General features: G+C 73.5%; 21 protein-coding genes and 1 riboswitch. Of the genes, 13 read left to right on the top strand and 8 right to left on the bottom strand.

Annotated elements, in window-relative coordinates; all coding sequences use genetic code 11:
* Positions 1-32: 32 nt before the first annotated feature.
* Positions 33-1,274, bottom strand: a complete 1,242-nt coding sequence (gene rlmN, locus NQZ70_RS24260; RefSeq protein WP_272829078.1) for a 23S rRNA (adenine(2503)-C(2))-methyltransferase RlmN — start codon at positions 1,272-1,274, stop codon at positions 33-35.
* A gap of 51 nt (positions 1,275-1,325) precedes the next feature.
* On the opposite strand from rlmN, the gene NQZ70_RS24255 reads away from it, so the two are divergent.
* The 7 genes from NQZ70_RS24255 to NQZ70_RS24225 all read left to right on the top strand — a co-directional run bounded on the left by NQZ70_RS24255 (position 1,326) and on the right by NQZ70_RS24225 (position 7,867).
* The gene (locus NQZ70_RS24255; RefSeq protein WP_129576318.1) at positions 1,326-2,648 is read left to right on the top strand and encodes an OmpP1/FadL family transporter; all 1,323 of its coding nucleotides are present in this window, start codon (positions 1,326-1,328) and stop codon (positions 2,646-2,648) included.
* Positions 2,648-4,030 (top strand): OmpP1/FadL family transporter, encoded by a 1,383-nt coding sequence (locus NQZ70_RS24250; RefSeq protein WP_129576317.1) that lies wholly within the window; start codon positions 2,648-2,650, stop codon positions 4,028-4,030. The genes NQZ70_RS24255 and NQZ70_RS24250 overlap by 1 nt, the downstream gene beginning before the upstream one ends.
* 137 nt (positions 4,031-4,167) lie before the next feature.
* The gene (locus tag NQZ70_RS24245; protein ID WP_165373707.1) at positions 4,168-4,422 is read left to right on the top strand and encodes a hypothetical protein; all 255 of its coding nucleotides are present in this window, start codon (positions 4,168-4,170) and stop codon (positions 4,420-4,422) included.
* Positions 4,368-5,162 carry an SDR family NAD(P)-dependent oxidoreductase gene (locus tag NQZ70_RS24240; protein ID WP_129576316.1) on the top strand — a complete coding sequence of 265 codons (795 nt, stop codon included), beginning with the start codon at positions 4,368-4,370 and terminating at the stop codon, positions 5,160-5,162. The genes NQZ70_RS24245 and NQZ70_RS24240 overlap by 55 nt, the downstream gene beginning before the upstream one ends.
* A gap of 470 nt (positions 5,163-5,632) precedes the next feature.
* Positions 5,633-6,655, top strand: coding sequence for a hypothetical protein (locus NQZ70_RS24235; protein ID WP_129576315.1), 1,023 nt, complete (start codon positions 5,633-5,635; stop codon positions 6,653-6,655).
* 191 nt (positions 6,656-6,846) lie between these two features.
* The gene (locus NQZ70_RS24230) at positions 6,847-7,422 is read left to right on the top strand and encodes a peroxiredoxin (RefSeq protein WP_129576314.1); all 576 of its coding nucleotides are present in this window, start codon (positions 6,847-6,849) and stop codon (positions 7,420-7,422) included.
* Positions 7,412-7,867, top strand: coding sequence for a TlpA disulfide reductase family protein (locus NQZ70_RS24225; RefSeq protein WP_207217934.1), 456 nt, complete (start codon positions 7,412-7,414; stop codon positions 7,865-7,867). Before NQZ70_RS24230 ends, NQZ70_RS24225 begins: the two co-directional genes overlap by 11 nt.
* Here NQZ70_RS24225 and NQZ70_RS24220 read toward each other — a convergent pair.
* Positions 7,845-9,110, bottom strand: coding sequence for an MFS transporter (locus NQZ70_RS24220; RefSeq protein ID WP_129576313.1), 1,266 nt, complete (start codon positions 9,108-9,110; stop codon positions 7,845-7,847). The two genes, NQZ70_RS24225 and NQZ70_RS24220, sit on opposite strands and share 23 nt — an antisense overlap.
* Before the next feature lie 78 nt (positions 9,111-9,188).
* Positions 9,189-10,454 carry a condensation domain-containing protein gene (locus NQZ70_RS24215; RefSeq protein ID WP_129576312.1) on the bottom strand — a complete coding sequence of 422 codons (1,266 nt, stop codon included), beginning with the start codon at positions 10,452-10,454 and terminating at the stop codon, positions 9,189-9,191.
* A gap of 526 nt (positions 10,455-10,980) precedes the next feature.
* On the opposite strand from NQZ70_RS24215, the gene NQZ70_RS24210 reads away from it, so the two are divergent.
* From NQZ70_RS24210 to NQZ70_RS24195, 4 genes are read left to right on the top strand one after another with little or no spacing between them, the layout of a single operon-like run.
* Positions 10,981-11,211: a hypothetical protein gene (locus NQZ70_RS24210; RefSeq protein ID WP_207218062.1), complete on the top strand. Its 231-nt coding sequence runs from the start codon at positions 10,981-10,983 to the stop codon at positions 11,209-11,211.
* 3 nt (positions 11,212-11,214) lie between these two features.
* Complete coding sequence (gene mxcH, locus NQZ70_RS24205; protein WP_237245567.1) at positions 11,215-13,872, top strand: TonB-dependent siderophore myxochelin receptor MxcH; 2,658 nt, start codon at positions 11,215-11,217, stop codon at positions 13,870-13,872.
* A gap of 33 nt (positions 13,873-13,905) precedes the next feature.
* On the top strand, positions 13,906-15,144 hold the full coding sequence (locus tag NQZ70_RS24200; protein ID WP_129576311.1) for a hypothetical protein: 1,239 nt from the start codon (positions 13,906-13,908) through the stop codon (positions 15,142-15,144).
* Positions 15,141-16,142 (top strand): PepSY domain-containing protein, encoded by a 1,002-nt coding sequence (locus NQZ70_RS24195; protein ID WP_129576310.1) that lies wholly within the window; start codon positions 15,141-15,143, stop codon positions 16,140-16,142. The genes NQZ70_RS24200 and NQZ70_RS24195 overlap by 4 nt, the downstream gene beginning before the upstream one ends.
* A gap of 52 nt (positions 16,143-16,194) precedes the next feature.
* Here the strand turns inward: NQZ70_RS24195 and NQZ70_RS24190 are convergent, their stop codons facing one another.
* The 5 genes from NQZ70_RS24190 to dhbC form a co-directional block, all read right to left on the bottom strand.
* Complete coding sequence (locus NQZ70_RS24190; protein ID WP_129576309.1) at positions 16,195-16,977, bottom strand: 2,3-dihydro-2,3-dihydroxybenzoate dehydrogenase; 783 nt, start codon at positions 16,975-16,977, stop codon at positions 16,195-16,197.
* Positions 16,978-16,990: 13 nt separating this feature from the next.
* Entirely contained in the window at positions 16,991-17,836 is an 846-nt protein-coding gene (locus NQZ70_RS24185; RefSeq protein ID WP_129576308.1) for a siderophore-interacting protein, read from the bottom strand.
* Between the two features lie 38 nt (positions 17,837-17,874).
* Positions 17,875-18,867, bottom strand: a complete 993-nt coding sequence (locus tag NQZ70_RS24180) for an isochorismatase family protein (protein ID WP_129576307.1) — start codon at positions 18,865-18,867, stop codon at positions 17,875-17,877.
* Between the two features lie 89 nt (positions 18,868-18,956).
* A complete protein-coding gene (locus NQZ70_RS24175; RefSeq protein ID WP_129576306.1) occupies positions 18,957-20,600 on the bottom strand; it encodes a (2,3-dihydroxybenzoyl)adenylate synthase in 1,644 nt (547 codons plus the stop codon).
* Positions 20,600-21,856 (bottom strand): isochorismate synthase DhbC, encoded by a 1,257-nt coding sequence (dhbC, locus tag NQZ70_RS24170; RefSeq protein WP_129576305.1) that lies wholly within the window; start codon positions 21,854-21,856, stop codon positions 20,600-20,602. Before dhbC ends, NQZ70_RS24175 begins: the two co-directional genes overlap by 1 nt.
* A gap of 575 nt (positions 21,857-22,431) precedes the next feature.
* Positions 22,432-22,658: riboswitch (cobalamin riboswitch) on the top strand.
* 156 nt (positions 22,659-22,814) lie between these two features.
* On the opposite strand from dhbC, the gene NQZ70_RS24165 reads away from it, so the two are divergent.
* Positions 22,815-24,881 carry a TonB-dependent receptor gene (locus tag NQZ70_RS24165; protein WP_237245565.1) on the top strand — a complete coding sequence of 689 codons (2,067 nt, stop codon included), beginning with the start codon at positions 22,815-22,817 and terminating at the stop codon, positions 24,879-24,881.
* Positions 24,875-26,122, top strand: coding sequence for a YncE family protein (locus tag NQZ70_RS24160; protein WP_129576304.1), 1,248 nt, complete (start codon positions 24,875-24,877; stop codon positions 26,120-26,122). Before NQZ70_RS24165 ends, NQZ70_RS24160 begins: the two co-directional genes overlap by 7 nt.
* Positions 26,123-26,150 lie beyond the last annotated feature (28 nt).

The raw sequence follows: 26,150 nt of genomic DNA, 5'->3' as shown, positions 1-26,150 counted from the left end.
GCGCGCGCGGGAGCGGGGATCCATAGCGACCCTCACGCCGGCCGCGGCGGCGCGTTCGGCCCGACGGCGGCAGCCTCCGCCGCCGCGCCGGGCCGGGGGGACGCCCGGCGGCCGCCTGGCCGCTGCGCCTCCGCCGGAGGCCGCGCGAGCTGCCCGCAGGCCGCGCCGACGTCGCCGCCGCCCGAGTAGCGCACGATCGAGCCGACGCCGGCGGCGGAGAGGACCGCGCGGAACGCATCGAGCCGCGCCGAGCGCGCGAACGGATCGGCCGGCGCGGCGCCGCCCTCGGCGCCGCCGGGCGAGGGCAGGGGACCGTCGGCCGCGCCGATCGCGTTGTAGGGGATGAGGCTGAGCCGAGGAGAGATGCCGTGCTCCGCGGCGAAGCCGCGGGCGAGCGCGGCCAGGCTCGCGGCGTCCTCGTCCGCGTCGTTCTGGCCCGCGAGCAGCGTGTACGCCCACATCGGCGCGTGCCCGGTCGCGCGCGCGTGCTCGCCCACGGCGGCGAGGACCTCGTCGAGCGGGTGCGCGCCGTCGATCGGCATCAGGTGGCGCCGCCTGCCGGGCCGCACCGAGCCGAGCGAGAGGCCGAGCCGCACGCCCGGGACCTCGGCCGCGAGCCGCCGGATCCCCGACGGGAGCCCCGCCGTGCACACCGTGATGTTGCGCATGTCGATCGCCTGCGCGCTCGGCTCCGAGAGCACCCGGATCGCCTGGATGACGCGATCGGCGTTGGCGAGCGGCTCGCCCATGCCCTGGAACAGCACGCCGTGCACGCGCGCACCGCCGCCCACGGTGGCGCCGAGATCCCGGCGGATGAGCCGCACCTGCTCGACGATCTCCCAGGCCTCCAGGTTGCGCGCGAGGCCCATGCGCCCCGTGGCGCAGAAGGCGCAGGCGAGCGCGCAGCCGACCTGCGAGCTCACGCACGCCGAGTACCGCCCCGGCCGCTCGAGCGGGATGCGCACCGACTCGATCGTCGCGCCGTCCTCCAGACGGAACGCGTACTTCACGAACGGATCCTCGGCGCTCGCGCGCCGCTCCACGAGCGCGAGCGTCCTGATCTCGCCCGCCGAGCGCGCGGCCTCGAGCGCGGCGCGCCGGACGGTCGCGGGCGCGCGCGCGGGCAGCTCCCCGAGGCGGTGCGCCAGCGAGACGATGCGGCGCGCGTCGGTGAGGTCGATGCCGCACGCGCCGGCGAGCTCCTCCGGCAGCACGGCCTGGAGGGCGAGGCGAGGGCGACGTTCGTCCGAGCTGCTTCGAGGGCGGAGATCCACGGCGGATACCGACTAGCGCGCCAGGGCGGCCCAGTCTACGGTCGCCCGCGCATGCTTCGCCCGATCCGCTGGATGCGGCGCGGGTTCGCGCCCCTCGTCGCGGCGGGGCTCGCCCTCGCGCCGGCCGGCGCCGCGCGGGCGTCGCCGGAGGACGTGCTCGGCTTCGGCGCGCGCGCGAGCGCCATGGGCGCGACCGGCGCCGCGATCGCGGAGGGCTACGAGGCCGTCTACGCGAACCCGGCGCTCCTGTCGCTGTCGCGCGAGCGCCGGCTCACCCTGGGGCTCGAGGGCGCGATCTTCGACCTCCGCGCGGGCGGCCGGCGGCTCTCGTACGCGCCGCTGCGCGGCAGCCTGATCGGCGCCACGGTGCCGATCCCGTTCGGCGGCGCGCTCGCGGATCGCGTGACGATCGGCCTCGGCTTCTTCGCGCCGTTCGACGTGGTGGTCCGCGGGCGGATCCTCTACCCGGAGACGCCGCAGTTCCCGGTCGCGGACCGGACCCAGTCGGTCGCGGCGCAGGCGGCGCTCGGCGCGTCGCTCGGCCACGGCGTCCGGGTGGGCGCCGGCTTCGCCGCGCTGGCGGCGCTGTCCGGCTCGGTGACGGTGGCGACCGACGCGTCCGGCCGCGTGGGCACGCTGGTCGAGGACACCCTCGTCGCGAGCTACGGGCCCATCCTCGGCGCGAGCTACGACATCGGCGCGTACCGCGTCGGGGCCACGTTCCGCGGCGAGCTCGCCGGGCGCTTCGACGTCGTCATCCACGCCGAGGATCTCGGGGGGATCGCCGTGCCGCCGCTCCACATCGCGGGGATCGCGCAGTACGATCCGGCGCAGGTCGCGCTCGAGGTGGCGCGCGTGGAGGGCCCCTGGAAGGTGGCGATCGGCGCGACGTACAAGCGCTGGTCGGCGTACCCCGGCCCGGTCGAGGCGACGGTGCGCTGCCCGGACGTCGACCCCGCCACGGGCGAGCCGTTCGCCGGCCCGTGCGGGGCGCCGGCGCCCGCGGCTCCGGGGTACTCGGACACGGTCGTGCCGCACGTCGGCGTGGAGCGCAGCCTCGCGCTGCGGCCGGGGGCCACGGCGCACGCGCGCGGCGGCGCGTACCTCGAGCCGTCACCGGCGCCCGAGCAGACGGGCGCGTCGAACCTCTACGACAACGCGCGCGTCGCGCTCTCGCTCGGCTACGGGCTCGCGCTCGCCGCGCCGCTGCCTCGGCTCTCGCTGGACCTGTTCGGGGAGGTGCAGCTGCTCCTGCCGCGCGCGCACCAGAAGCGCGGCGCGCCGGCCGCGGGCGGCGGGGCGGGCGGCGCCGGCGCGGTGCGCACGGGGGGCGTCCTGGTCGCGGGCGGGACGACGCTCGGGGTGGCGTTCTGATGCGCTGGCCCGCCTGCGCCGCCGCCGCGCTGCTGGCCGCGCTGGCCGCCGGGCGAGCGCGCGCGCACGCGCCCGACGCGTACGGGTTCGGCTCGCGCGGCGCCTCGATGGGCGGCGCGCTCGCGGCGGACGCGACAGACTTCTCGGCGAGCTACTACAACCCGGCGGGCCTCGCCGGCGCGACGGGGCTCGGCCTCTCGATCGGCTACAGCCACGCGTCGAACGGCCTGCGCACGAACGGCCGCGACAGCGGCGCGCGCGATGTCCACGGGCTGTCGGGCGGCCTCGTCGCGCCGGGCGAGGTGCTCGGCGTCCCGTTCGCGTTCGGGCTGGCGACGTTCCTGCCGGACGACGGGCTGTCGCGGATCAAGGCGATCCGCCAGGAGACGCCGCGCTGGGAGCTCTACGACGACCGGCTCTCGATCCTGTTCCTCGCCGCGAACATCGCGGTGCGCCCGTTCCCGTTCCTGGAGCTCGGCGGCGGCGTCGCCTTCCTCGCCTCGACGCGGGGCCGCTTCTCGGTGACGGGCCGCGCCGACGCGCTGTCGCCCTACGACTCCGCGCTCCGCCACGAGGTGGACGCGGATCTCACGTCGATCCGCTACCCGCAGCTCGGCGCCCGGGTGCGCGCCGGGGATCTCGGCTTCGTCGGGCTCGTCTACCGCGGGGAGGCGAAGCTCCCGCTGTCGATCGACGCGCGGCTGCAGGGGGTCGTCGACTTCGCGGGCATCGAGGTGCCGCTCCTCTATGAGCTCGAGTCGCGCACGGTCGACGCGTTCCTGCCGCAGCAGGTCGTCGTGGGGGCGAGCTTCCAGCGGATCCGGGGCCTGCGGGTGAACCTCGACGTCACGTGGGTGAACTGGTCGGCCTACGAGAGCCCGGTGGCGAGGGCGCGCGCGCACCTCGAGGCGTCGCCGCCCCCGGAGGTGCCGCTCGATCTTCCCGACGATCCGAGGCCCACGTCCGTGGTGCCGCTCCGGTTCGAGGATCGGCTCGTGCCGCGGCTGGGCGTCGAGTACGTGATCGCCGCGGCGGGGAGCCCGCGCGAGGTGGCCGGGCAGGGCGCGCAGGGCGGCGCGCGGCCCGCGATCGAGATCCCGATCCGTGCGGGATACGTCTACGAGCGCTCGCCGGTCCCGCCGCAGCGGGGGGTGACGAACTACATCGACGCAGATCGGCACACGCTCTCGCTGGGGGCGGGCGTGGTCTTGAATCGGCCTCTGCCGGAGCTGCCGGGCTCGCTCCGGATCGATGTGCACGGGCAGCTGTCCGTGCTGCCGGAAGTGGTGGTGGAGAAGGACAATCCGGCCGATTTCGTCGGGGATTACAGAGCGGACGGCACGATGGTGAACCTTGGAGCGACGGTGACGGCTGCGTTCTGATCCCATAAACGAGGTGAATCGCGCGGGAATCGCCGGTGGCCGCGGCACTCGATGGTTCTTCGCCGGAATGTCGATTCACCACCTGCGGGGTCGTGCAACTTTGACATCCGGACCGTTTTGCTTTTCTTATTTTTTTTATGCAAGCGGACTTTCCTGCCAATCCGATCGAAAAGCCCGGCTATCTGCTCGAGTTTCATGACGAGTTTTCCGGCCCGTCGCTGGACGAGAGCAAGTGGATTCCGTGTCATCTGCCGCAGTGGTGTTCCGCGCGCGAGGCGGCGGCCAACTTCCGCTGCCGCGCGCTTGACGCGAGCTCCCGTTCTTGCGAGACGACCTCATGCCAACGGATGCACCTTCTTCATCATCAGGCGAAGCACCCCGCTTCGATCTGAAGGGTCAGGTAGCGCTCGTCACCGGGGCCGCCCGCGGACTCGGGAACGCATGCGCGCTCGCCCTCGCGCACGCCGGCGCGGACGTCGCCCTTGGCCTGCGCGAGATCGGCTCAGCGGGGGAGCTCGCCGAGGCCATACGCGCCCTCGGCCGACGCGCGCTCCCGCTGCAAATGGACGTGACGCGCACGTCGGAGATCAGGAGCGCGGTGGCCGAAGCGATCCGCCATTTCGGTCGCATCGACATCCTCGTCAACAACGCCGGGGTCGGCCCGCCGAACCCCGCAGAAGACGTGACCGAAGAGGACTTCGATCTCACCGTCGCGGTGAACATCAAGGGCACGTTCTTCGTGAGCCAGGAGGTCGGGCGGACGATGATCAAGAACCGCGGCGGCAAGATCGTGAACCTGAGCTCGCAGGCGGGGTTCGTCGGTCTACCGACCGAGTCGGTCTACTGCATGACCAAGGCAGGGATCGCGCACCTGACCAAATGCCTCGCGGTCGAGTGGGCCAGGTACGGCATCAACGTGAACGCGGTCGCCCCGACGTTCATCCGGACGCCGGGCACCGTCAAATGGCTCAAAGACGAGGCGTTTCGAGACGATCTCCTGTCGAGGATCCCCCTCGGGCGCGTCGGCGAGCCCGTCGACGTGGCGGGCGCCGTCGTCTTCCTCGCGTCGCCCGCCGCGTCGCTCATCACCGGGACCACCCTCCTCATCGACGGCGGCTTCACCGCCCGGTGACTATCTCCCTCGAACCGACTCCACGTGGGCATCTGCGCCTGGATGGCCTCGGCCAGCGCGGGCAGGCAGCGGGTTGGATTGATAAAATCAACGATTCCGCGTGCTTGCGAGACCGATGAGCTGATGGGGCAACCGGCGATGGGCTCGTAAGTCCTCGAATCTATCAGGGACGCGATCCCGTGGGCGGTTAGAGAAAGACGCCCGGACGCGATGGTCGCCAAGAGGAGAGGGGAGGAGCCGTCCGCCCTCGCAGGCCGCTCCCTGCGGGGATGCACTATGGTTGATTGGTGCTCCAGGACCCGACCCGCATGCCCATCCATGAACCTCGGGGCCCACGCTGGCCTGCACCACGCCTCGGCCCGCGCTTGCCGATGCTGCTGCTCCTCCCTCGAGCGCTCGCCCTCTGCGCGGTTCCGTGGCCGCTCGGTTCCTGCGCAACGCTCCCTTCGGAGGAGGCCGACGAGGGCAGCGTGCCGAACGCGCTCGCCGGGCCGTTCCGGGAGATCGACCAGGAAGAGCTCGGCAACTCCAGGGCGGCCCCGCACGTCATGAACGACGACGAGCGCTTCGCGCGCGACGCCTCGGTGGTCGATCTCGACGGCGATCCCTCGACGCCCGCGGCCGCCGGCTTCTTCGCCGCCACGCTCCGCCCCGAGGACGCCCCGCCGGATCCACGCGCCCCGCCGAACGCGATCGTCCGCTACGAGGCCGCGGACGGCCGCTCGTTCGGGCGATCGCCGGTGACGGTCCTCGCGCCGGAGCTGCCCTGGGAAGGCGGCACGGTGGCGGCCCCTTCGGCGCTCCTCGTGGGCGGCGAGATCTGGCTCTACTACGCGGCGGAGGGCGGCATCGGCCTCGCCCGCAGCGAAGGCGGCGTCGCCTTCGCGCGCGAGCCGGCGCCCGTGCTCGCGCCGACCGCGCCCGGCGACGGCGGCTGGGAGCGCGGCGCCATTCCCGGCAGCCCCGGCGTGGTCCGCCTGCCCGACGGCTCGCTCCGGATGTTCTACGTCGTCGCGGGCGAGGGGGGCGCCTCCTTCGTGGGCGAGGCGCGCAGCGACGACGGCCTCGCCTGGGAGCGCGTCGGCGACGGCCCCGCGCTCGCGCCGGCGCCCCTGCCGGCCGCCGGCGCGAGCGCGGGCGAGGACGAGCCCTTCGACAGCGCCGCCGTCTTCGACCCCGCGCCGGTGCTCGCCGTCTCCGCCACGGGCCGCCCGAGCCTGCGCGTCTACTACGCCGGCCGCGACAGCGCAGGCCGCTCCGCGATCGGCCTCGCGGCCCGCTTCGGTCACGACGGGCCGCTCCAGCGCGCGGCGGCGCCGGTGTTCGGCGCGTCCTCCGCGCTCGCGCCCCGCGCGCCCTGGGTGGCCGCCCATCCCGGGTTCTCGCTGCTGTTCGTCACGCAGGCGGCGGGGGCGCGCGAAGGCGAGGACCACCCCGCGGTCGCCGCCGGCGTCGCGCCGGCCGACGCGTCGCTCCCGCCGCCCGCGCCGTGAGCGCGCCCGGATCGCCCGCCCGCCGCGCCGCCCCGGTCGCCCGCGCCGGCGGCCCAGCGCGCCGCCGTTGACGCCGCGGGCACCGGCACCACGACCTCGGCGTCGACGCCATCGATCGACGTCATCGATCGACGCAATTGCCAGCGCGCCGGCCGAGCGAGCTCGCGCTCGACGAGGCCCACGGAGGAATCATGTCCATCGCCAGAGTGGGTGAGCCCGCCCCCGCGTTCACGCTCCCCGTGTTCGATCCCGCCGCCCCGAACCGCCACGATCTCACGGTCTCCCTGTCGGATCACAGCGGCCGGTGGCTCCTCTTCTTCTTCTATCCGATGGACTTCACCTTCGTCTGTCCGACCGAGATCCTCGCCCTGGCCGATCGGCGCGCCGACTTCGATCAGCTCGGCACGAGCCTCCTCGGCTGCTCGACCGACACGACCTACACCCATCGGGCCTGGGCGATGACGCCCCGGGAGCAGAACGGCATCGCGGGCGTGAATTACCCGATCGCCGCCGACCACTCGGGCGAGGTGGCGCGCAGGTACGGCGTCCTCATCGAGGGCGTCCACGCGGCGCTGCGCGGGCTCTTCATCGTCGATCCCAAGGGCATCCTCCAGTACGCCGTGATCCACTCGCTCAACATCGGCCGCTCGACCGACGAGACCCTCCGCGTGCTCGCGGCGCTCCAGACCGGCGGCCTGTGCCCGTCCGACTGGAAGCCGGGCAAGGACACGATCGAGATCGCGGCGGAGAAGCGCCGTGCTGCCTAGCGGCGCGCCGATGCCCTCGTTCGAGGGCGCGACGCGCTGGCTGCACGGCGAGCCCACGCCCGCCGCGCTCGAGGGCGCGCCGGTCGTCGTGCATTTCTGGGCGGTGTCGTGCTCGCTCTGCAAGGACAACCTGCCCACCCTGCGCGCGTGGAAGGACAAATACGGGCCGCGCGGCGTCCGCTTCGTCTCGGTCCACATGCCTCGCCAGGAGTCCGACACGCGCGTCGACGGGGTGGAGGCCGCCGTGGCGGAGAGCGGCATGGACGAGCCGGTCGCCATCGACAACGCGCACGCGATCGGCGACCGCTTCCAGACGGGCGGCCTCTGGCCGGCCTACTTCCTGTTCGACGGCGAGGGGAAGCTGCGGGCGCGATCCGCGGGCGCCGCAGGGCTGTCGCACCTGGAGCGCGCGCTCGCGCAGCTCACGGGCGAGGAGGGCGGCTGAGCGACCCGGCCGGCCGCGCGGCGAGCGCCGGCCCGGCGCGGCCCGCGAGGGCGACCCGGCGCTCGATCCAGAGCAGCAGCGGGCAGAAGACGAGCGCGCAGGCGATCGCCAGCGCGGCCACGCCGCCCATGCCGTCGAGGCGCCCGTCCGGGAGCTCGCGGAGCATCCTGGCGGACACGAACGCGGCGAGCGCGGACGCGAGGTGCTGCACCGCCGACTGCATCGAGGCGAAGCGCGCCCGCTCCGAGGGGAGCGGCACCTTCGAGGCGAGCGTGCTGTAGGAGATGTTGCAGATCGTCGTGCCGGTCATGAAGCCGACGAACACCGCGAGCACGGGCAGCCCCGGCACGTACGCGTGGAACCCGGCGTAGAGGACGGCCACGAGCAGCGCCGCGCCGGAGAGGCTCGTGCGGAACGCGCCGAGCCGGTCGAGCAGCGGGCCCGCCGTGCGCATCACGACGAAGCTGAGCGCGCCGCCCGCGAGGTAGAGCAGGCCGAGCCGCTCGCGCGGGTAGCCGAGGTTGTTCTGCACGTAGGCCGAGATGTTCGGGATGATCAGGAACGACGCCATCATCAGGGCCGTGGTCGCCAGGTACGAGCGCGCGACGAGCGGGCGGCCGAGCAAGGCGCGGAGCTCGCGGAGGGCGCTCCCCGGCGCCGCCGCGCCGCCGATGTGGCCGCGCATCGAGGGCAGGAGCGCGGTCGCGAGCCCCGCGACGAGGACCCCGAGGCCGGCGACCGCGAAGAACGGCACCTGGAAGCCGCCGCGCCGCGCGAGCTCCAGCCCGGCCGGCACGCCGAGCACCGCGGCGAACGAGTAGGCGCCCATGACGACGCCCATGGCCTTGCCGCGCCGCTCGGGCGGGATGACGTCGGCGACGATCGAGAGGGAGATCGCCGCCGCGGGCCCCCCGAAGGCGCCGGCGAGGACGCGCGCCGCGAGCAGGGTCGAGAGCCCGGTGGCGAGGCCGCCCGCCGCCGTGGCGACGACGAGGCCGAGCATCGCGACCGCGAGCGCGCTGCGCCGGTCGAACCGGTCGAGGAAGAACGCGCCGGCGACGCCCGAGAGCGCCGCGGCCGCGGTGTAGCTGCCGCCGACGAGGCCGAGATCGGACAGCGGGATGCCGAGCGCCGCGGCGAGGTCCGGCCCGAGCGGCATGACCATCATGACGTCGAGGAGGTTGACGAACTGGACCGCCGCGACGAGGAGCAGGATCGTCCGCTCGGAGCGCGCGCTAGCCATGATCGCCTCGCGCCCGGCCGTGGGCCGCCTCCCGTGTCGCGGCGGCGCCCCGGCCCCCGCGCGGTCCCCGGGCGGCGCTCATGACGCCAGCGTGGCCGCGGCGGGCGCGTCGCAGCCCTCGTCCAGCGCCGCCACGAACGCCTGCTGGTGCCCCTCGAGGGTGGCCCGATCGTAGAGCGACGGGTGCCCGTCGAGCGTGAAGTGGATGTCGTCTCCCCAGCTGGAGAAGGCGAAGGAGAGGTCTTCCACCGGGCCGGAAGCGACGTTCGTCACGGTCGCCTCGAGCTCGGGGCCGAAGTCGAGCGGCGCGTTGAACGGGATGACGTTCACCTCGGGGCCGAACAGGCGCTTGTGATCCATGTCGCGCCAGAGGTGCAGGTAGTGGTACCGCTGGTGGGCGCGCAGGCCGTCGAAGGCGCGCCGCGCGCGCTGCGCGAGCTCCGGGAGGGGGGCGCCCGGATCGACGCGGACGCGGACGGGGATCATGTTCATGGCCATGCACGGCACGTTGAGCGCGGCGCTGCCCATCCGCTGCATCACCGGCACGCCGAGGAGCACGTCGCGCTCCCCGGTCAGGCGCGCGTGGAACGCGGCCACCATGCCGAAGAGCAGGTTGGGCCAGCTGGTCTTGAGATCGATCGCCCGCTTCTTGAGCTTCGCGCCGAGCCGCGCGGGCAGCGCCGTGCTCGCGCGGTTGCCGCGCAGGAGGCCGAGCTCCTCGAACAGCACCGGCGGCAGATCGAGCCCGTCGTAAACGCGCATGAGCGCCTCGCGGTCCCGCGCGACCTGCGCGGAGCCCTGGTAAGCGACGTCCTCGGCGATCACCGGGGCGAAGCCGGCGAACCGCGGAGAGAGCGGCGCGCCGCCCCCCAGCGCGCGGTAGCGCTCGGCGACCCGGCTCTTGCAGAGCTGGAAGCCGTAGCCGTCGAGGGTGATGTGGTGAGCGCGGAAGACCCAGATGTGGTGATCGGGCGAGAGCCGGTAAATGGTCTGGTCGTAGAGCCGCCCCTCCTCGAGCGAAAAGGGCTCGTCGAGCCGCGCCAGGATCTCCCTGTCGGCCGCGCGCCGCGGGTCCTCCGCGCCGGTCAGATCGCGCAGCGCGATCGGGGGCTGCGCCGCCTCCCCGAGGCGCTGGCGGGGCTCGCCGTCCTGCTCGAAGAAGCGGATGTGCAGGGCCTCCGCCTCGCCCTGCATGGCGATGAGCGCCTGCCTGAGCCGATCGAGGTCGAGCGGCCCGCGCAGCTCGATGCGCTCCGCCGTGTTGTTGACGGTGCTCTGCGGATCCCTCTCGTGGTCGAGCCACATGGCCGCTTGCGCTTGGGTGAGGGGGTGACTGACGCTCATGGATTCAGGACCTCAGGACGCGGCTTCCACGAAGCGCGCGTGGCTCGTCGTTGTTGTCTTCGCTCCGCGCCGCCGTCCCGTCGTCCCTCGCGGGGGCAGCGCGCGACTGGCGCGTTCGCACGAAGGCCCGAGGGGCGCGCGCGTCGGACGACAGGGCCGACCGGCGTCGCCGCGCCGCCCCGGAGACCGGTCCCGGCGCACGCGCACCGGAGCGGTGAACCGGCACCCGGTTGAAGACGTGAATATGAAAGTGAAAGCTGCTTTCAATTAGCTAGAGGATCGGGTAGATCCCGTCAAGCGGATTCGCTCGGGCCGGCGAATGGGCCGGGTTTCGCGGGCTCGCCGTGCGCCGGCCTAGGCGGGCCGCCCTCGGTGGGCGAGCCAGGCGCTCCAGGCGCCGCTTCCGCTGCGAGCGATTTTTCCTTGACTATCCGGCGATTTTCATGGTAGAGGCTCGACTCGATAAATTGAAAGTCACTTTCATTATCATTTCTGGGATCGCCGTGGACGGGAAAGAGGGCCAGGGATGAACGACCTGACGCTGAAACGGGAGGCTCCGTCCGGCGGCCGGTGCGAGCGCTGCGGCGTCGCCGGCCATGGGGGGACCGACGCCGTGCGCTGCGACTGCGGCAGCATGCTCGCGCGGCACGTGGCCGGCGGCATCGAGCTGAAGTGCCGGCGATGCAAGCGCGTCGTGGTCATCCCGATCGCGCCGGCAGGGGACGAGGCGACGGCCGAGACCGAGGTCGAGCTCTGACCCATGCACGCTCGCAGCAGCGCCGAGACGCGAGCGCCGATCGCGGCCCCGCGGGCGAGGGCCGGATCGACCAGGAGGCGGACCGCCGCGGGCGGCGGCGGGACGTTCTGGATCCTGGCCCTGCTGCTCTGCGGCGCGCGCGCCGCCTCCGCGCAGGAAGCGCGGCCGCGCGACGAGGCGCCGCCGAGCGGGGAGGCGCGCGCCGAGGAGCGCGGCGCGGCGCCGGAGGGCGAGGCGGGGCGCGCGGCGCCCGGCGACGGCGCGGCGCTCGAGGTGCGCGCGCCCGAGCTCATCGAGGCCGTGGAGGCCGCGTATCCGGAGGAGGCGCGCGCGGCGGGCACGGAGGCGAGCGTCGTCCTGAAGCTGACGATCGACGCGGCGGGGCGCGTCACGCAGGCGGACGTCGCGTCGCCCGCAGGTCACGGGTTCGACGAGGCCGCGCAGGAGGCGGCGCAGCGCTTCCGCTTCCGGCCCGCCCGGCGAGGCGACCGGAGCGTCGCGGCGCGCATCCTCTACCGCTACGATTTCCGGCTGCCCGCGCCGCCCGCCGCGGCGGCGCCGATCGCATCGCCGCCCGCCGCCTCCGGGCGGGAGGCGGAGGCGACGATGCGCCTCGTGCCCGTGGCCGCGGCCCCGCCGATCGAGGTGAGCGTGCGCGGCGCCTCGGAGGCCGAGCGGCTGCGCCGATCCGCGGAGGCCGTGCAGGTCGTCGAGACCGCGCTGGCGCGGCGGCAGTCCGCGGATCTCGGCGAGGTGCTCGCCCGCTCCGAGGGCGTGAGCGTGCGCCGCGGGGGCGGCCTCGGCTCCGCGGCCCGCTTCTCGCTGAACGGACTCACCGGCGACCAGATCCGCTTCTTCCTCGACGGCGTGCCGCTCGCGCTGTCGGGCTACTCGGCGGGGATCGCCAGCGTCCCGGTCAACCTCGTCGAGCGGGTCGAGATCTACCGCGGCGTCGTGCCCGTGCGCTTCGGCGCGGACGCGCTCGGCGGCGCGGTGAACCTCGTGACCGATCGCGAGACCCGCGGGACGGGCGGCTCGGCGTCTTACCAGGTCGGCTCCTTCGGCACGTACCGGATGACCCTGAGCGCGCGCCACGCCGACGAGCCCAGCGGGCTGTTCGCGCGCGCGAGCGCCTTCGCCGATCACGCGCGGAACGACTACCCGATGAGGGACGTCGAGGTGGTCGACGCGAGCGGGCGCCTTTCGCGCGCCGAGGTCCGCCGGTTCCACGACCGCTACCGCGCGGCCGGCGGCTCGATCGAGGGCGGGTGGCTCCGGCGGCCCTGGGCCGATCGGCTGCTCCTGCGGGCCTTCTACACCGCGCACGACCGCGACGTGCAGCACAACCTGTACATGACGGTGCCCTACGGCGAGGTCACCTACGGCAGGCAGTCCGGCGGCGGTCACGTGCGGTATGCGCAGCCGCTCTCGAAGGGGCTCCGGCTCGACGCCGTGGCGGGGTATGCGCTCGCGCGCACCGTTTTCCGCGATCTCGCGACGTGCCGTTACGACTGGCGAGGTCGCTGCGTGGCGACGCTCCCGCAGCGCGGGGAGATGGGCCGCGCGGCCGATCAGGCCGTCCTCCAGCACTCGGCGTTCGCCACCGTGAGCCTGGCCTACCGCGCCGCGCCGGATCACCTCCTGCGCTTCGGGGTGTCGCCGACGTACGCGACCCGCACCGGGAAGAACAGCGCGATCCGCGAGGGGTACGATCCGCTCACCGCGCGGCGGGGGTTGCTCGGCGGCGTGGCAGGCGTCGAGTACGAGGCGAAGGGGCTCGAAGGCCGGCTCGCGAACATCGCCTTCCTCAAGGGCTATGCGCAGGTGATCGGGACCAAGGAGGTGCTCCCGAACGGCGTCCTCCGCGATCTCGACCTGACGCGCCACCGGCTCGGGATCGGCGACAGCCTGCGCTTCCGCTTCACGGACGCGCTCTACGCGAAGGCCTCGTACGAGCTGGCCACCCGGCTGCCCAGCGCGGAGGAGCTGTTCGGCGACGGCGGCGTCATCACCGACAGCCTGCACCTCGCGCCGGAGGCGAGCCACAACGTGAACGCCGGCGTGACCCTGGAGCGCGCGGAGATCGGCTTCGGGGAGCTCCGCTTCGACGTGAACGGCTTCGGCCGCTTCGTCGAGGATCTCATCCGGCTGGGCGGACAGGCCAGCTACGCCAAGTACGAGAACTTCCCGTCGGCCCGGTCCGTGGGCTTCGAGTCGTCGGTCGGGTGGACGTCGCCGGGCGAGTTCGTGGCCCTCGACGGCCAGCTCACCTGGCAGGACTTCCGCAACACGACCGGCACAGGCCCGCTCGCCCGCTTCAAGGGCGATCGCATGCTCAACCAGCCTTACCTGTTCGCCGACGTCTCCGCGCGCCTCACGTGGCCCGAGCCGTTCCACCCGCACGACGCGCTGTCGCTGACCTGGAGCACACGTTACGTCGGCGAGTTCTTGCTCGGCTGGCAGAGCGCCGGGGACGAGAAGCACGCCGTCGAGCCGCAGCTCCTGCACGCGCTCACGCTCGGCTACGCGGTGCAGCGCGGCGGACGCTCGGTGAGCGGCAGCCTCGAGGTCCGCAACCTCACAGACGAAAAAGCCTTTGATTTCTTCGGTGTACAGCGTCCCGGGCGAGCGGCTTACGCCAAGCTCGTCCTCGACCTGTGACCACGTGATCGATCGAAAGAAGGAGAGTTGTCCATGTCGCGTTCTCTGCGTCTGCTCACGCCGTTCCTGTTCACCCTGATCGTGCCTTGCCTCGCCGCGTGCGGCGACGATGAGAGCGAGGGTGTCGGCGGCAACGGGGGCGGCGCGGGCAGCGCCTCCGGGGATGTCGTCGCGCTCACGACGCAGGTGTTCGGCGTCGAGGCGGCCGACACGCTGAGCTACATCCTCCTGACCGACACGCTCGACAGCGATCAGCCGCTGTCGCTCGACAGCGGCATCGAGATCCTGGGGCGCGCCATCGGCGCGGGCCCCGACGGCGGGGGCGCCCTGTTCGTGGCGAGCGACGCCGGGCCGACCGTGACCCGTTATGACCTCGGGGCGAACGGCAGCCTGAAGAAGGGCGCCACCGTGAGCTTCCAGGGACAGGGGCTCGCGAAGCTCGACGAGTACGGGGGACAGTTCCAGTTCGTGTCCGAGACAAAGGCATATTTCTTCGACGGGACCACCGCGCAGGTGGTGATCTGGAATCCGAAGGAGATGACGGTCACCGGCGCCATCCCGCTCGACGCGCTCGTGCTCGGGGACGCCACGCTCACGTTCACCGCGGCGCCCCTGCGCGTGGACGGCGCGGTGATCTCCTTCGCCGGCTGGAGGAACGGGCCCGAGGTGCCGAGCCAGGCCGGGATCGTCGTCGTGGACACGGCGACGGACGAGGCGACCGTGGTCACCGACGATCGCTGCGGCTACGTGCGCGACGGCGCGGTGGGGCCCGACGGCAAGATCTACATGGCCACCGAGGCGTACGGCGCCGCGGTGCACCGGCTCAACCCGGACAACGCGGCGGCGCCTTGCATGGTGCGGTTCGACCTCGAGGCCGGGAAGTTCGACCCCGACTTCCACGTCGAGCTCGGCTCGCTGTTCGACGGCGACGCGGCCGGCTCGCTGATCGTCGGCTCCGGCGGCGAGGCGTATCTGCGCGTGCTCGACGAGGGCGCGTTCGCGATCAAGGAGGACACCCACCCGCGGGTGCTCGCGAGCGCCGCGGCGTGGCGGTGGGCCAGCGTCACCCTCGGCGACGCGCCGGAGGCCACGCTGCTCGAGGCCGAGCCCACGAGCGGCAGCGTCGTGAGCGTGTCGCTCGGCGGCAAGAGCTTCGTGCTCCAGTTCCTCGGCCAGGACTCCACCACCTTCCGCGAGCTCGGCGGGAACGGCCCCGGCGAGGTGAGCCTGACGGCGCCCGGCGTCGTGTTCTCGGCCGCGAAGCTGCGATGATGCTGGCGCCCGATCGCGAAGGTGCGACGAGCGACGGCCCTGCGCGGGAGCCGCGCGCCCCGCAGGGCCGCCGCCCGCGGCAGCGGTACGGCGCCGCCATGAAGGTCGTGCGGCGCGCGCACATGTACCTCGGGCTGCTCGTGTTTCCCTGGATCCTGCTGTTCGGGATCAGCGGCGTGCTGTTCAACCACCCGCAGATCGGGCGCGACTTCGAGCGGCGGTCGATCTCGGCCGAGCAGGTGTCGGCGCTCACCGCGTTCAGGCCGTGGGATCCCGACGCCGTGGCGCGCAAGGTCGTCGAGCAGCTCAACGCCGGCTCGGCGTCCCGCTACACGCTCGACGCGTCGACCCCCGGCGCGTTCTCGGGCTGGCCCGAGCTCATCGGCTCGACCAGCGACGGGGGGCGCACCATGGTGCTCATCCGCCTGGACGACGGAGCCGCGACGCTCTCCACGTTCCCGCCCGAGCCCGCGAAGGCGCCCGATCCTCCGTTCGCCGGCGCAACGGTCGAGCTGCCCGAGCACCGGATGGCGGCCGTGGAGGCGCAGGTGAAGGATCTCCTGCCCAAGCTGGGCATCGACGGCGCGGGGCCGCTGCGCGCGCACCCGAAGGTCAGCCCCGAGCTGCGCTTTCGCATGCGCGACGCGGACGGCCGCCTGTGGAACGTCACGTACGACCTCGGCGCGGGCCGCCTCGACGGGCGGCTCGACGGCGCCGCCGGACAGCCGCTCTTCGTGGAGCTGCTCGGGATGCTCCACAAGACGCACCATTTCCCGGTGCACGGCGGCATGACGTGGATCTGGGCGTTGTTCGCGGACATCACCGGGATCACCCTGGTCCTCTGGGCGCTGACCGGCCTGGCGATGTGGTGGCAGATGAAGCCGTCCCGGGTCGTCGGCGCGATCGCCGTCGCGGTCGCCATCGCCGTGGCCGCCGTGGTGATGAGCGGCACGGCGTCGGATATCGTATTCGGCAAGGTCGAGAAGGGCGGGGCGTGAGCGGCGAGGCCCGGCGGCCGCCCCGGCCGCCGGGCTGCGCGCGCCGAGCGGATCAGGCGCCGAGCGTGGCGCCGCCGTCGACGCAGAGGTCGTGCATCGTGATGTGCCGCGCCTGATCCGAGGCGAGGAACAGCACCGCCGCGGCGACGTCCTCGGCCTCGGCGATCCGGCTCAGCGGGATCCCCAGCTTGAACGCCTCGGGGGAGCCGGCGATGACCGCGCGCGCCCCGCGCCCGTCGGTCCAGAGCGCGCGCTGCATCGGCGTGTCCGTCGAGCCCGGGGAGACGACGTTGCACCGGATATTGTATCTCGCGAGCTCCAGGCCGAGGCACTTCGTGAACATGGTCGTGGCCGCCTTCGAGGCGGCATAAGCGGCCATGTGCACCCGCGGGGTCCGCGCGGCGTTGGACCCGACCGTCACGATCGCCCCCGAAGCGCGCCCCGTCATGCGCCGCGCCACGGCCCGGCTCACGTTGAACACACCCCGGGTGTTGACCGCGAAGGTCCGCTCCCAGTCCTCGTCGCTCAGCTCCAGGACCGGGCCGACGCGCAGGACGCCCGCCACGTTGACCAGGATGTCGACGGGGCCGAGCTCCCGCTCGGCGCGGTCCACGACCCTGTCGACGGCCTCGCCGTCCGACACGTCGACCGGGAACGCCGCGGCGCGGTGGCCGCCCGCCGTCAGATCGGCGACCACGGCGTCGAGGCGCTCCCGGTTCGCGTCGAGCGCCGCCACGGCCGCGCCGCGCGCCGCGAGCGCCCGCGCGACGGCCTCGCCGATCCCCTGGGCGGCGCCCGTGACGAGCGCGACCTTGTGCTTGAAATCGATCTCCATCTCTCGCTCTCCGTCAGGTGGGGTCGAGCTCGTCCATGAACCGGTGGCGCTCCTCGTGATACGCCTCCTCGGCGCGATCGGCCTTCCAGTACGGGACGGCGTACATCGCGTCGCGCCCGAGGCCGCGCTCGTTCCGCAGGTGATCGCGGATCGCGCGGACCGACGACGCCTCGCCGGCCACCCAGGCGAAGGCCCGGCCCGGCGACCACTCGAGCGCGCGCACGGCGTCTTCCAGCGCGGGGCCGGGCGCGTGCTTTCCGCCGAGCGGCAGCCAGGTCAGCGCGACGGCCGGTGGACGCGCGATCGGCTGCACGTCGGCCTCGTCCGGGACCGCGATGAAGGCGTGTCCGCGCGCCGTGGCCGGCAGGGCCTCCAGCAGCGCGCCGATCGCCGGCAACGCGGCGAGATCGCCGGCCAGGAGGTACCAGTCGGCGGGCCCCAGCATCGGATCCGGGCCGCTGGGCCCGGCGACGCCGATCCGGCCGCCCGGCTCGACCCGGCGGGCCCAGCGCGACGCGGGGCCGTCGTCCCCGTGCAGCACGAAGTCGATCTCCAGCTCGCTCGCCCGCGCGTCGTACCGGCGCACCGAGTACGTCCGCGTGATCGGCCGCCGCGGCGCGGGAGGCCAGACCGGGCCGTCCGGACCGAGCGTGGGCAGCTCCGGCGCCGACTGGCCGTCCCGCGGGAGGAACACCTTGATGTGCGCGCCGCCGGAGCCCGCGGGGAACCCCGCGAGCGCCTCGCCGCCGAGGGTGATCCGCCGCAGATGCGGCGTGATCGAGGTCGCGCGCAGCACCTCGAGGAGACGCGGCGGCGTGCGCGCCGCCGCCCCTTGCGGGGGAGTCGCGGTGTGGCTCATGGTGAATCCGGGCTCGTCGACGCGCGGTGACGCGGGCGTCAGCCGGCGGCCTCCTGGCTGAGCGCCTCGCCGCCCTGCCGGTGGGCTTGCCGGGCCTCGCGCGGCAGCCGGGTCGACAGGAGCTCCCACCACTGCGCCAGCGTTTGCAGCTCGCCGAGCTCCACGAACGTGACGTCGAGCCCCGCGGCGCGCCATCGCTCGACGAGGGTCATGAGACGGATGGAGTCGAGCCCCAGGTCGAGCACGTGCTCGCGATCCGAGAGCGCCGAGGCGGGCTGATCCAGGATCTCGGCGACGTCGCCGCGCAGGCGATCGAGCCAGCTCGCCCGGCCCTGCGCCCGCCCGAGCGACACCGGCCCTGCCGCCTCGCGCGGCGCGGCGCCCGCGTCGTCCCGGGGCGCGAGCGCCGCCACGACGGCGCTGGTCGGCAGCGCGACGCCGCAGCGCTGCGCCACGTAGGCGATGGCCATCTCGTGCTGCGCCCGGGAGAAATCGGCGGTCGCGTCGGTCACGAAGAACGGCTGGATGTCGTTCATGAACGCCTCGCACGCGGTCATCAGGCACCCGATATGGGCGTAGATCCCGCACACGATCAGCTGATCGCGCCCCCACCGGCGCAGCAGGTCGAGGAGCTCGGTGCGCTGGAAGGCGCTGTAACGCCACTTCGTGAGGACCGTATCGGCGCTCCCCGGCGCGAGATCGCTCACGATCGCCTCCTTGTCCGGGTGCTGCGTCAGCCCGGGCCCCCAGAGATCGAGCAGCAGGCCGCGCTGCGCCCTCGACTGCTCGGCGGGCTGCTTCGTGTAGACGACCGGGATCCCGCTCGCCGCGCACCGCTCGCGCAGCAGGCGGGTGTTGGCGTAGAGCTCGACGACCGGCGACGCCTTGGCGTCGTAGTAGCCGAGAAAGTAGTCCTGCATGTCGTGGATCAAGAGGACCGCGCGCCTCGGATCCGGCCGCCAGGGCACCCGGCTCTCCGGGAGCTCGTCGACGCGCGGCATGGAATAGGTCTGGATGCTGGGGATGGCCATGGTTGTTCCTCTCTCACGTGGTCACAGCGTTTCATCTCGGCGGCTCGCGCGAGGCGCCCTCGCCCTGCCGCCCCGGCCCGCGCCGCGCTTCAGCGCTCGGCGCCCCGCGCGAGCCGATCGGCGATCCACTTGCGGAGCGCCTTCTTGTCCACCTTGCCGACGCTCGTCGTCGGGAGCGCGTCGAGCCACTCGACGCGATCGGGGACCTTGTACGGAGCGACGCCGCGCTCGCGCAGGAAGGCGCTTATCTCGCGCGCGGCCGGCGGCTGCCCGCGGGGCACGAGGAACGCGCACGACCGCTCGCCGAGCCGCTCGTCCGGCATGGCCACGAGCGCCGCGTCGCGCACCGCCGGGTGGGCGAGGACGTGGTTCTCGACCTCCGCGGCCGCGATCTTCTCGCCGCCGCGGTTGATCTGGTCCTTTTCGCGGCCCTCGACGACCAGGTAGCCCGACGGCGTGCGGCGCACGAGATCGCCCGTGCGGTAGAAGCCGTCGCGCGTGAACGCTTTCGCGTTGTGCGCGTCGGCCCTGTAATAGCCGCGGATCGTGTAGGGCCCGCGCGTGAGCAGGTGACCGACCTGCCCGTCCTCGACGTCGCGGTCCTCGTCGTCGACGACGCGGACCTCGTCGTGGGGCGAGATGGGCCGGCCCTGGGTCTCGCTCGCAATCTCCTCGGGATCGTCGAGGCGGGTGTAGTTGACCAGCCCTTCGGCCATCCCGAACACCTGTTGCAGGGCGCAGCCCAGCGTCGGTCGCACCCGGCGCGCCACCACCGCGGAGAGCTTGGCGCCGCCCACCTGGAGCACCTTCAAGCTCGACAGGTCGTGCCGCGCCGTCCGGGCCGACTCCAGCCACAGCGCGGCGAGCGGCGGCACGAGCGCGGTGATCGTGACCTTCTCCCGCTCGATCCACGGGAACGCCTCGTCCGGGCTGGGACGGCGGCTGAGCACCACGCGACCGCCGGCGGAGAGCGCGCCGAGGCTCCCCGGCGAGCTCAGGGTGAAGTTGTGCGCGACGGGCAGGGCGGCCAGGTACACGCTGCCCGCGTCGAGCGCGCAGATCTCCGCGCTGGCGCGCACGCTGTAGAGATAATCGTCGTGCGTCCGCGGGATCAGCTTGGGCACTCCGGTGCTCCCGCCGGACAGCTGGAAGAAGGCCACGTCGCCGGCCGCGGGGCTCGGCAGCTCCACGGGCTCGGCGTCCACGCTCTCGAGCGCGGTGTGCTCGCCCGGCTGGCCGGCCACGAGGACGTGCCTCAAGGTCTTCACGTCCCGCCGGATCTGACTGGCCAGCTCGCGGTAATCGAACCCGCCGTCCCGGTCGGCGATGACGTAGGCGACCGCCTCCGTGTGCTCGCAGAAATACGTGATCTCGGCGCGCCGGTGGGCGGGCAGGGCCAGGACGGGGAGGGCGCCGAGGCGGAAAAGCGCAAAGCACACCTCGAAGAACTCCACGATGTTCGGGAGCTGGACCACCACGCGATCCCGCGGCCGGATCCCGAGGCGCAGGAGGCCGGCGGCGAGGCGGTCGGCGCGCCGATCGAGCTCACCGTAGCTCAGCCGGCGGTCGTCGCCGACGAGGGCGATCCGATGCGGGTGCTGCGCGGCCCGCTCGCGGAGCAGGTCCCCGAACGTCTCGCCGCGCCAGTAGCCTTCGCGCCGGTAGAGCTCGGCGACCTCGGGCGGCCAAGGGGTCCAGCCGAAGAGGGCCTGTCGGCTTTCCTCCGCGGGCATCACCCGATCTCCGGCGCCTGGTCGAGGCCGAGCGCGTTCAGCATCGTGCGGAGCTTGGCGGACGTCTCGTCGAGCTCGCGCTGGCCTTCGGAGCCGACGACGATCCCGGCCCCGGCGTAGAGCCGGAGCGCCCGCCCGGCGACGTCGGCGCAGCGGATGACGACGGCCCACTCGCCATCTCCGGCGGCGTCGCACCAGCCCACGAGGCCCGTGAAGAACCCGCGATCGAAGGGCTCGAGCGCCTCGATGGCCGCGCGGGCGCGCTCGGTGGGGTATCCGCACACCGCGGGGGTCGGGTGCAGCGCGGCCGCGAGCCTCATCGAGGAGATCGAGCGATCGCGGAGCTCGCCCGTGAGCCGGCTGGACAGGTGCCACAGGTTCGCCGTCTGCGTGAGCGACGGCTCCTCGGGGACGCTCAGGTGCCGGCAGAACGGCCGGAGCGCGGCGGCGACGGCCTCGACCACGATCGCGTGCTCGTGCCGGTCCTTCTCGGACGCGAGCAGGGCGATGGCGCGCCGCCGGTCCTCGTCCGGATCCGGGCTGCGGATCGCGGAGCCGGCCAGCGGGTTGGCGACCACCCGGAGCCCGGAGCGGGACAGGAGCAGCTCGGGGCTCGCGCCGATCAGCGTCCGCGGCCGCGAGCTCGGGCCGCGCTCCGAGCCGGACAGGCCCGCGATCGGATCGGAGAGGTTGGCGGCGAAGGTGTAGCCGCTCCGGTTCTGCTGCGAGAGGCGCTGCAGGACGGCGCGGAGGTCGACCGCCTCTCGCAACGTCATCTCCAGCATCCTGGAGAGGACCACCTTGCTGAGCGCCTCGTTCCGCATCAGGCCCACGGCCAGCTCGACGCCGCGCACGTAATCGCGGGGCTCGGGGACCTTCCGCAGCGTCTGGAGCGAAGCCGGCGGCTGGGGTCTGAGCGCGTCGGCCGCGGCGCTCAGCGGCCCGGCGCTCTGGATCGCCTTCGGCACGATGAGGTGCGCGGGCGAGGTGCTGTTGAACGGCACCGCGCCGACCGCCATGGGGACGCCGTGGCCGGCCCGCCCCTGCGCCGCGAGCACCCGGGTGATGCGGTCCGAGAGGCGCTCGCCGCGGTCGGTGCCGATCGTCTCGAGGATCATGTCGTGCACGCCCTGCGCGAGGAGCGTGCGTGTCGGCGACGCGAAGAAGAACGCCGACTCGGGGGTGTATTGCTTGAGGATCTGCCCGGCGTTCAACGAGGGATGGGCGACGGCAGCCGGCATCGATATGGAATTCATCGAACACTCCTTGAAAGGTGTGGAATCGCGGGGCGCCCGCGGCGCGGCGCTCGGGCCGGAGCGCGGCGATGTCACCGCGCGGCGGCGGCGGCGCTTCCGGCGCTGACGCGGGAGCGCGCGATCGCCGCCGCGCCGCCGCGGGCCGCGCGCTCGGGACCCGGCGCGCCGCGGGTCTCACGGGACGGACGTGCAGCGCGACGCCGCATCGGGGCGCGCCGGCAAGGGCTCGGCCGCCGCGCCTCCGGGGCGAGCGCGAAGCGCCGGGGCACGCGCTCCGCCCGCGAGGGCGTCGAGGCGCGGCGTCGGCGCGAACGTCGAAATGGGCACGTCGTCACATCCAGCTCCGATGGGCTTCGAGAGCCGCGTGGGCTCGGTTCATCGGGCTCTGGACGTGAAGTCGCTGGCCGCTACAGAAACCTGATAAGGAAAATCAGTTTCAACTAACCCATGACATGTTCAATACGAACTGTCAAGGTTTCCTGCGCTGGCCACCGAAGGGGGCCAGCGAGCGAGCCGTGGGAATGAGCCGCGCCGGGCCAGCGCTTCTCGCGTTGACATTCCACGCGAGGTGTGAAACGAGTCGCCGCGCCATCGGTGCTCGCCAGGCCATCGCCCGGCGAGCTGAAAAGGGAACCCGGTGAGAATCCGGGGCTGCCCCCGCAGCGGTGAACGGGAACGACCATCACCATCGAGCACTGGGCCGCGCTTGAGCGGCCTGGGAAGCGGTGATCAGTAGGAGAGCGTCCGGCGACGGCCGCAGCGCCCGTGAGTCCGAAGACCTGCCGAAGGTGCGTGCGCCGGCGATCCGGCGCGCGCTGACCTGAGCCTTCGAGGGGAAGGCGCGCAGGCTCTGGACCACCTCGCTCACGCGCGGTGCCGCAGCCCGTCCCGCAGTCCCTCCGATTCGGCTTTCAGCTCACCCGAGCAGTGCTGGGTCGACGCGGGCAGGCGGGCGTGAATGGTTCAATCTCTTGAGCGTGTGAGGCGCCGCCGGCGGAGCGACGGCGCGGGGTTCTGGCTCGTGCTCGCCGCCGGCAGCGCCGTGGCGCCGGCAGCCATCGCGGAAGAGCTGCGCGGGGCAGGGGCCGAGCAGGGGGGCGGTCGCGCGGCCGCCGCCGCAGCCACGCTGGAGGTGCGCGTCGAAGGGGATCGCGTGCGCGCGCCCGCCCCGCCAAAGGACAGGTCCGTCGCCGGGTCCGTGCTGGGCCGCGACCGCCTGGCCGGCGCGGGGATCGAGGCCGCGGACGTGCTCCGCACGCAGCCGGGCGTCCAGGTCACCGAGTCCGGCGGCTTCGGCGGACCGGCGACCGCCGCGATCCGAGGCGCGACGGCCGCGCAGACGCCGGTGTACCTCGCCGGCGTCCGCCTGAACGACGACGTCGCCGGGACCGCGGATCTCTCGCTCGTGCCCCTGTGGCTCGTCGAGCGCGTCGAGATCTACCGCGGCAACGCTCCGATCGAGGCCGACCGCCTCGGGCCTGGCGGCGCGATCTTCTTCGAGCCTCGACGGCCGTCCCGGACCACGGCCAGCGTGGGCGCCACGGCAGGCTCGTTCGGCGCGAGGCGCGGGTGGGCGTTCGCCGGCGTCAGCGCGGGCCCGGTGAGCTCGATCCTCGGGGTGAGCGCGGAGGCCGCGGCGAACCGCTACACGTTCGTCGACGATCGCGGGACGCTCTTCGACGCGAGCGACGACACCGTCCAGCGCCGGCAGAACGCCGACACGCGCACGATCGACGCCTGGGCGCTCGCGCGCGTCGATCTCGGCCACGGCGCGACCGTGGACGTGATCGCGAACGGCACGGGCCGCGAGCAGGGCGTGCCGCGGCTCGCGCTCTTGCCGTCACGGGAGGCGCGCGGGGCATTCCGGCGCGCGCTCGCGTCCGTCGTGGCGCGGGTTCCGTTCGGCGACGAGGCGCAGCACACGCTCGAGGCGCGCACCTCGTTCATCGAGGCGCGATCCGAGTTCCACGACCCCCTCCTCGAGCTCGCGCTCTTCACGCGCGAGCTCCGCCTCGCCGGCCGCCGCCTGGAGCAGACGCTGGGCGCGACGCTCCATCTCTCCGACCGCCTGAGGGTGCGGCCCATGCTCTCCGTCGCGCGGGAGGGGATCTCGCGCGCGCCGGACGACATCCCGCTCGCGCGCGCGCGGCGCTCGTTCGCGCGCGGCGCCGTCAGCGCGGAGCTGCGCCTCGGCGAAGGGCTCGCGCTGCACGTCCTCGCGAGCGGGGAGTGCCACGCCACCGGCGTGGACCCGGAGCGCCCTTGCGACGCGCTCGCGCCGACCGGACGCGCCGGCGTGGAGGTAGGGAGCGATCGACTCCGGGTCCTCGCGACCGTGGGCCGCTACCTCCGCGTCCCGACGCTCGGCGAGGTGTACGGCATCTCCGGCGTCGTCCACGGCAACGCCGAGCTCGAGCCGGAGGCCGGCGTCACGGCCGAAGTCGGCCTCCGGGCGCAGACGCGGCCCGGCGCGGTGCTGCGCGGCGCCTACCTCGACGCGTTCGTGTTCGGGCGCGCGACCTCCGGGCTCATCGCGTACGCGCGCGCCGGCCAGGGCTACGTGGCCCCGTACAACGTCGGGCGCGCCCGCGTGTTCGGCGCGGAGCTCCTGACCGGGGTCGAGGTCACCTCGTTCCTCCGCGCCGAGATCGCGGCGACGCTCCTCGATCCGCGGGACACGACCCCGGAGCGGACGACCACCAACGACGTCCTTCCGTTCCGCGCTCGCCTCGTCGTCGCGCCGCGCCTCCGCGCCGCGTGGACGCCTCCGGACCGCGGCGTGCTCTCGGGCGCCTCCGGCGAGCTCCGGGCCGTGTACCAGTCGAGCCGGTACGCCGACCCCGCCGGCCTCGGCGTGATCGCGGAGCAGGCGACCGTCGACCTCGAGGCGGAGGCGACGTGGTTCGGAGGTCACCTCGCGACGCGAGCGCGCGTCGCGGATCTCCTGGACGCGCGGCGCACGGACATCGTCGGGTATCCGCTCCCGGGACGGAGCGCGTTTTTCACACTGGAGTCGACATGGTGAACATCCGTCGTTATTGCCTCGCGCTCTCGATCCCGCTCCTCGGCTGCAACGTGGATCCGCCGCCGCCGTCGACGGGCGGTGTTCGAGGCGGCGGCGGGAGCGAGCCGGACACGCCGGGCGCGTGCGAGCGCGGCGTCGTGGTCGTGACGAGCGATTACCAGTCGACGAACATCGCGATCGCGAAGCTCGACGGGACCACGCTCTCGCCCTCGTTCGTGTCGAGCGGCGCAACAAAGCCGGGGCTCAGCCTCGCGCTGTCGGGCGACGTGGACGTGCCGGCCGCGGCGCCGCCGTCCGGCCACGTCGTCCTGATCGACCGGTATGGAACGAACGTGATCACCTGGATGGATCTCGAGACCGCCGAGGTCATCGCGCAGCTCCCGGTCGGACAAGGGTTCGAGTCGAACCCTCACGACTACATCGAGGTGGGCGAGGATCGCGCGTTCGTCTCGCGCTTCGGGAGCAACCCGACCCCCGGCGGCGAGCCCTTCGACGAGGGCGGCGATCTCCTCATCCTCGACACGAAGAAGCACGCCATCGAGGGGCGCATCGCCCTTCCGGAGGAGCGAGAGGGTCTCCTGCCGCGTCCGTCGGGGATGACGCGCGTCGGCGACGACGTGGTCGTGTCGCTCGGCCGGCTCGCAGCCGACTTCTCGGACGAGGGTGAAGGGCGCTTCGTGGGCGTCTCGCCGGCGGAGAACGCCGTCGCGTGGACGGTGGACATCGAGGGGCTCCACGGCTGCGGACGTGTCGCCGTGTCGCCCTCGGGCGAGCGGCTGGCCGTCGCCTGCTCGAGCCGCTTCGACGCGGATGCGATGAAGTTCGATCCGGCGACGAGCGACATCGTGATCTACGACGCGCGCTCCACCCCTCCCAGGGAGATCGAGCGGCTCGGCGTGGCCAGGGAGCTCGACGCCGGGATCCAGCCCTCGCTCGCCTTCGCGTCCGAGGACGTCCTCCTCGCGAAGACCTACGGGGGCAACGCGTCCGCCGGCGACAGCGTCTTCTCCGTGACCGTCGGCACGGGCGACGTGACGTTGCTCGGCGAGGCGAGCCAGCCCTTCGTCTTCGGCGGCGTGCGCTGCTCGCCTGGTTGCGGCGATGTCTGCCTGCTGAGCGACGCGGAGAGGAACAAGCTCCGGCGCTGGAAGGTGACGGCGAACGGAGCGCTCGAGGCGCTGGAGGACGTGACCGTCGATACCCAGATCGGGCTCCCGCCGCGATCCATCGGCGGACTCTGATGCGGCGCCCCAGCGGCGGAGGACGGGT

Origin of the sequence: Sorangium sp. So ce836, assembly GCF_028553905.1 — a bacterium.
Lineage (GTDB): Bacteria > Myxococcota_A > Polyangia > Polyangiales > Polyangiaceae > Sorangium > Sorangium cellulosum_D.
This window is presented reverse-complemented; position numbering and strand designations above follow the sequence as displayed.

What these genes read in the sequence shown, in the direction of transcription:
- NQZ70_RS24255 (WP_129576318.1), top strand. Translation starts at nt 1,326, where the DNA reads ATGCTTCGCCCGATCCGCTGGATGCGGCGCGGGTTCGCGCCCCTCGTC.
- NQZ70_RS24250 (WP_129576317.1), top strand. Translation starts at nt 2,648, where the DNA reads ATGCGCTGGCCCGCCTGCGCCGCCGCCGCGCTGCTGGCCGCGCTGGCC.
- NQZ70_RS24245 (WP_165373707.1), top strand. Translation starts at nt 4,168, where the DNA reads ATGCAAGCGGACTTTCCTGCCAATCCGATCGAAAAGCCCGGCTATCTG.
- NQZ70_RS24240 (WP_129576316.1), top strand. Translation starts at nt 4,368, where the DNA reads ATGCCAACGGATGCACCTTCTTCATCATCAGGCGAAGCACCCCGCTTC.
- NQZ70_RS24230 (WP_129576314.1), top strand. Translation starts at nt 6,847, where the DNA reads ATGTCCATCGCCAGAGTGGGTGAGCCCGCCCCCGCGTTCACGCTCCCC.
- NQZ70_RS24220 (WP_129576313.1), bottom strand. Translation starts at nt 9,110, where the DNA reads ATGGCTAGCGCGCGCTCCGAGCGGACGATCCTGCTCCTCGTCGCGGCG.
- NQZ70_RS24215 (WP_129576312.1), bottom strand. Translation starts at nt 10,454, where the DNA reads ATGAGCGTCAGTCACCCCCTCACCCAAGCGCAAGCGGCCATGTGGCTC.
- NQZ70_RS24210 (WP_207218062.1), top strand. Translation starts at nt 10,981, where the DNA reads ATGAACGACCTGACGCTGAAACGGGAGGCTCCGTCCGGCGGCCGGTGC.
- mxcH (WP_237245567.1), top strand. Translation starts at nt 11,215, where the DNA reads ATGCACGCTCGCAGCAGCGCCGAGACGCGAGCGCCGATCGCGGCCCCG.
- NQZ70_RS24200 (WP_129576311.1), top strand. Translation starts at nt 13,906, where the DNA reads ATGTCGCGTTCTCTGCGTCTGCTCACGCCGTTCCTGTTCACCCTGATC.
- NQZ70_RS24195 (WP_129576310.1), top strand. Translation starts at nt 15,141, where the DNA reads ATGATGCTGGCGCCCGATCGCGAAGGTGCGACGAGCGACGGCCCTGCG.
- NQZ70_RS24190 (WP_129576309.1), bottom strand. Translation starts at nt 16,977, where the DNA reads ATGGAGATCGATTTCAAGCACAAGGTCGCGCTCGTCACGGGCGCCGCC.
- NQZ70_RS24185 (WP_129576308.1), bottom strand. Translation starts at nt 17,836, where the DNA reads ATGAGCCACACCGCGACTCCCCCGCAAGGGGCGGCGGCGCGCACGCCG.
- NQZ70_RS24180 (WP_129576307.1), bottom strand. Translation starts at nt 18,867, where the DNA reads ATGGCCATCCCCAGCATCCAGACCTATTCCATGCCGCGCGTCGACGAG.
- NQZ70_RS24175 (WP_129576306.1), bottom strand. Translation starts at nt 20,600, where the DNA reads ATGCCCGCGGAGGAAAGCCGACAGGCCCTCTTCGGCTGGACCCCTTGG.
- dhbC (WP_129576305.1), bottom strand. Translation starts at nt 21,856, where the DNA reads ATGAATTCCATATCGATGCCGGCTGCCGTCGCCCATCCCTCGTTGAAC.
- NQZ70_RS24165 (WP_237245565.1), top strand. Translation starts at nt 22,815, where the DNA reads ATGGTTCAATCTCTTGAGCGTGTGAGGCGCCGCCGGCGGAGCGACGGC.
- NQZ70_RS24160 (WP_129576304.1), top strand. Translation starts at nt 24,875, where the DNA reads ATGGTGAACATCCGTCGTTATTGCCTCGCGCTCTCGATCCCGCTCCTC.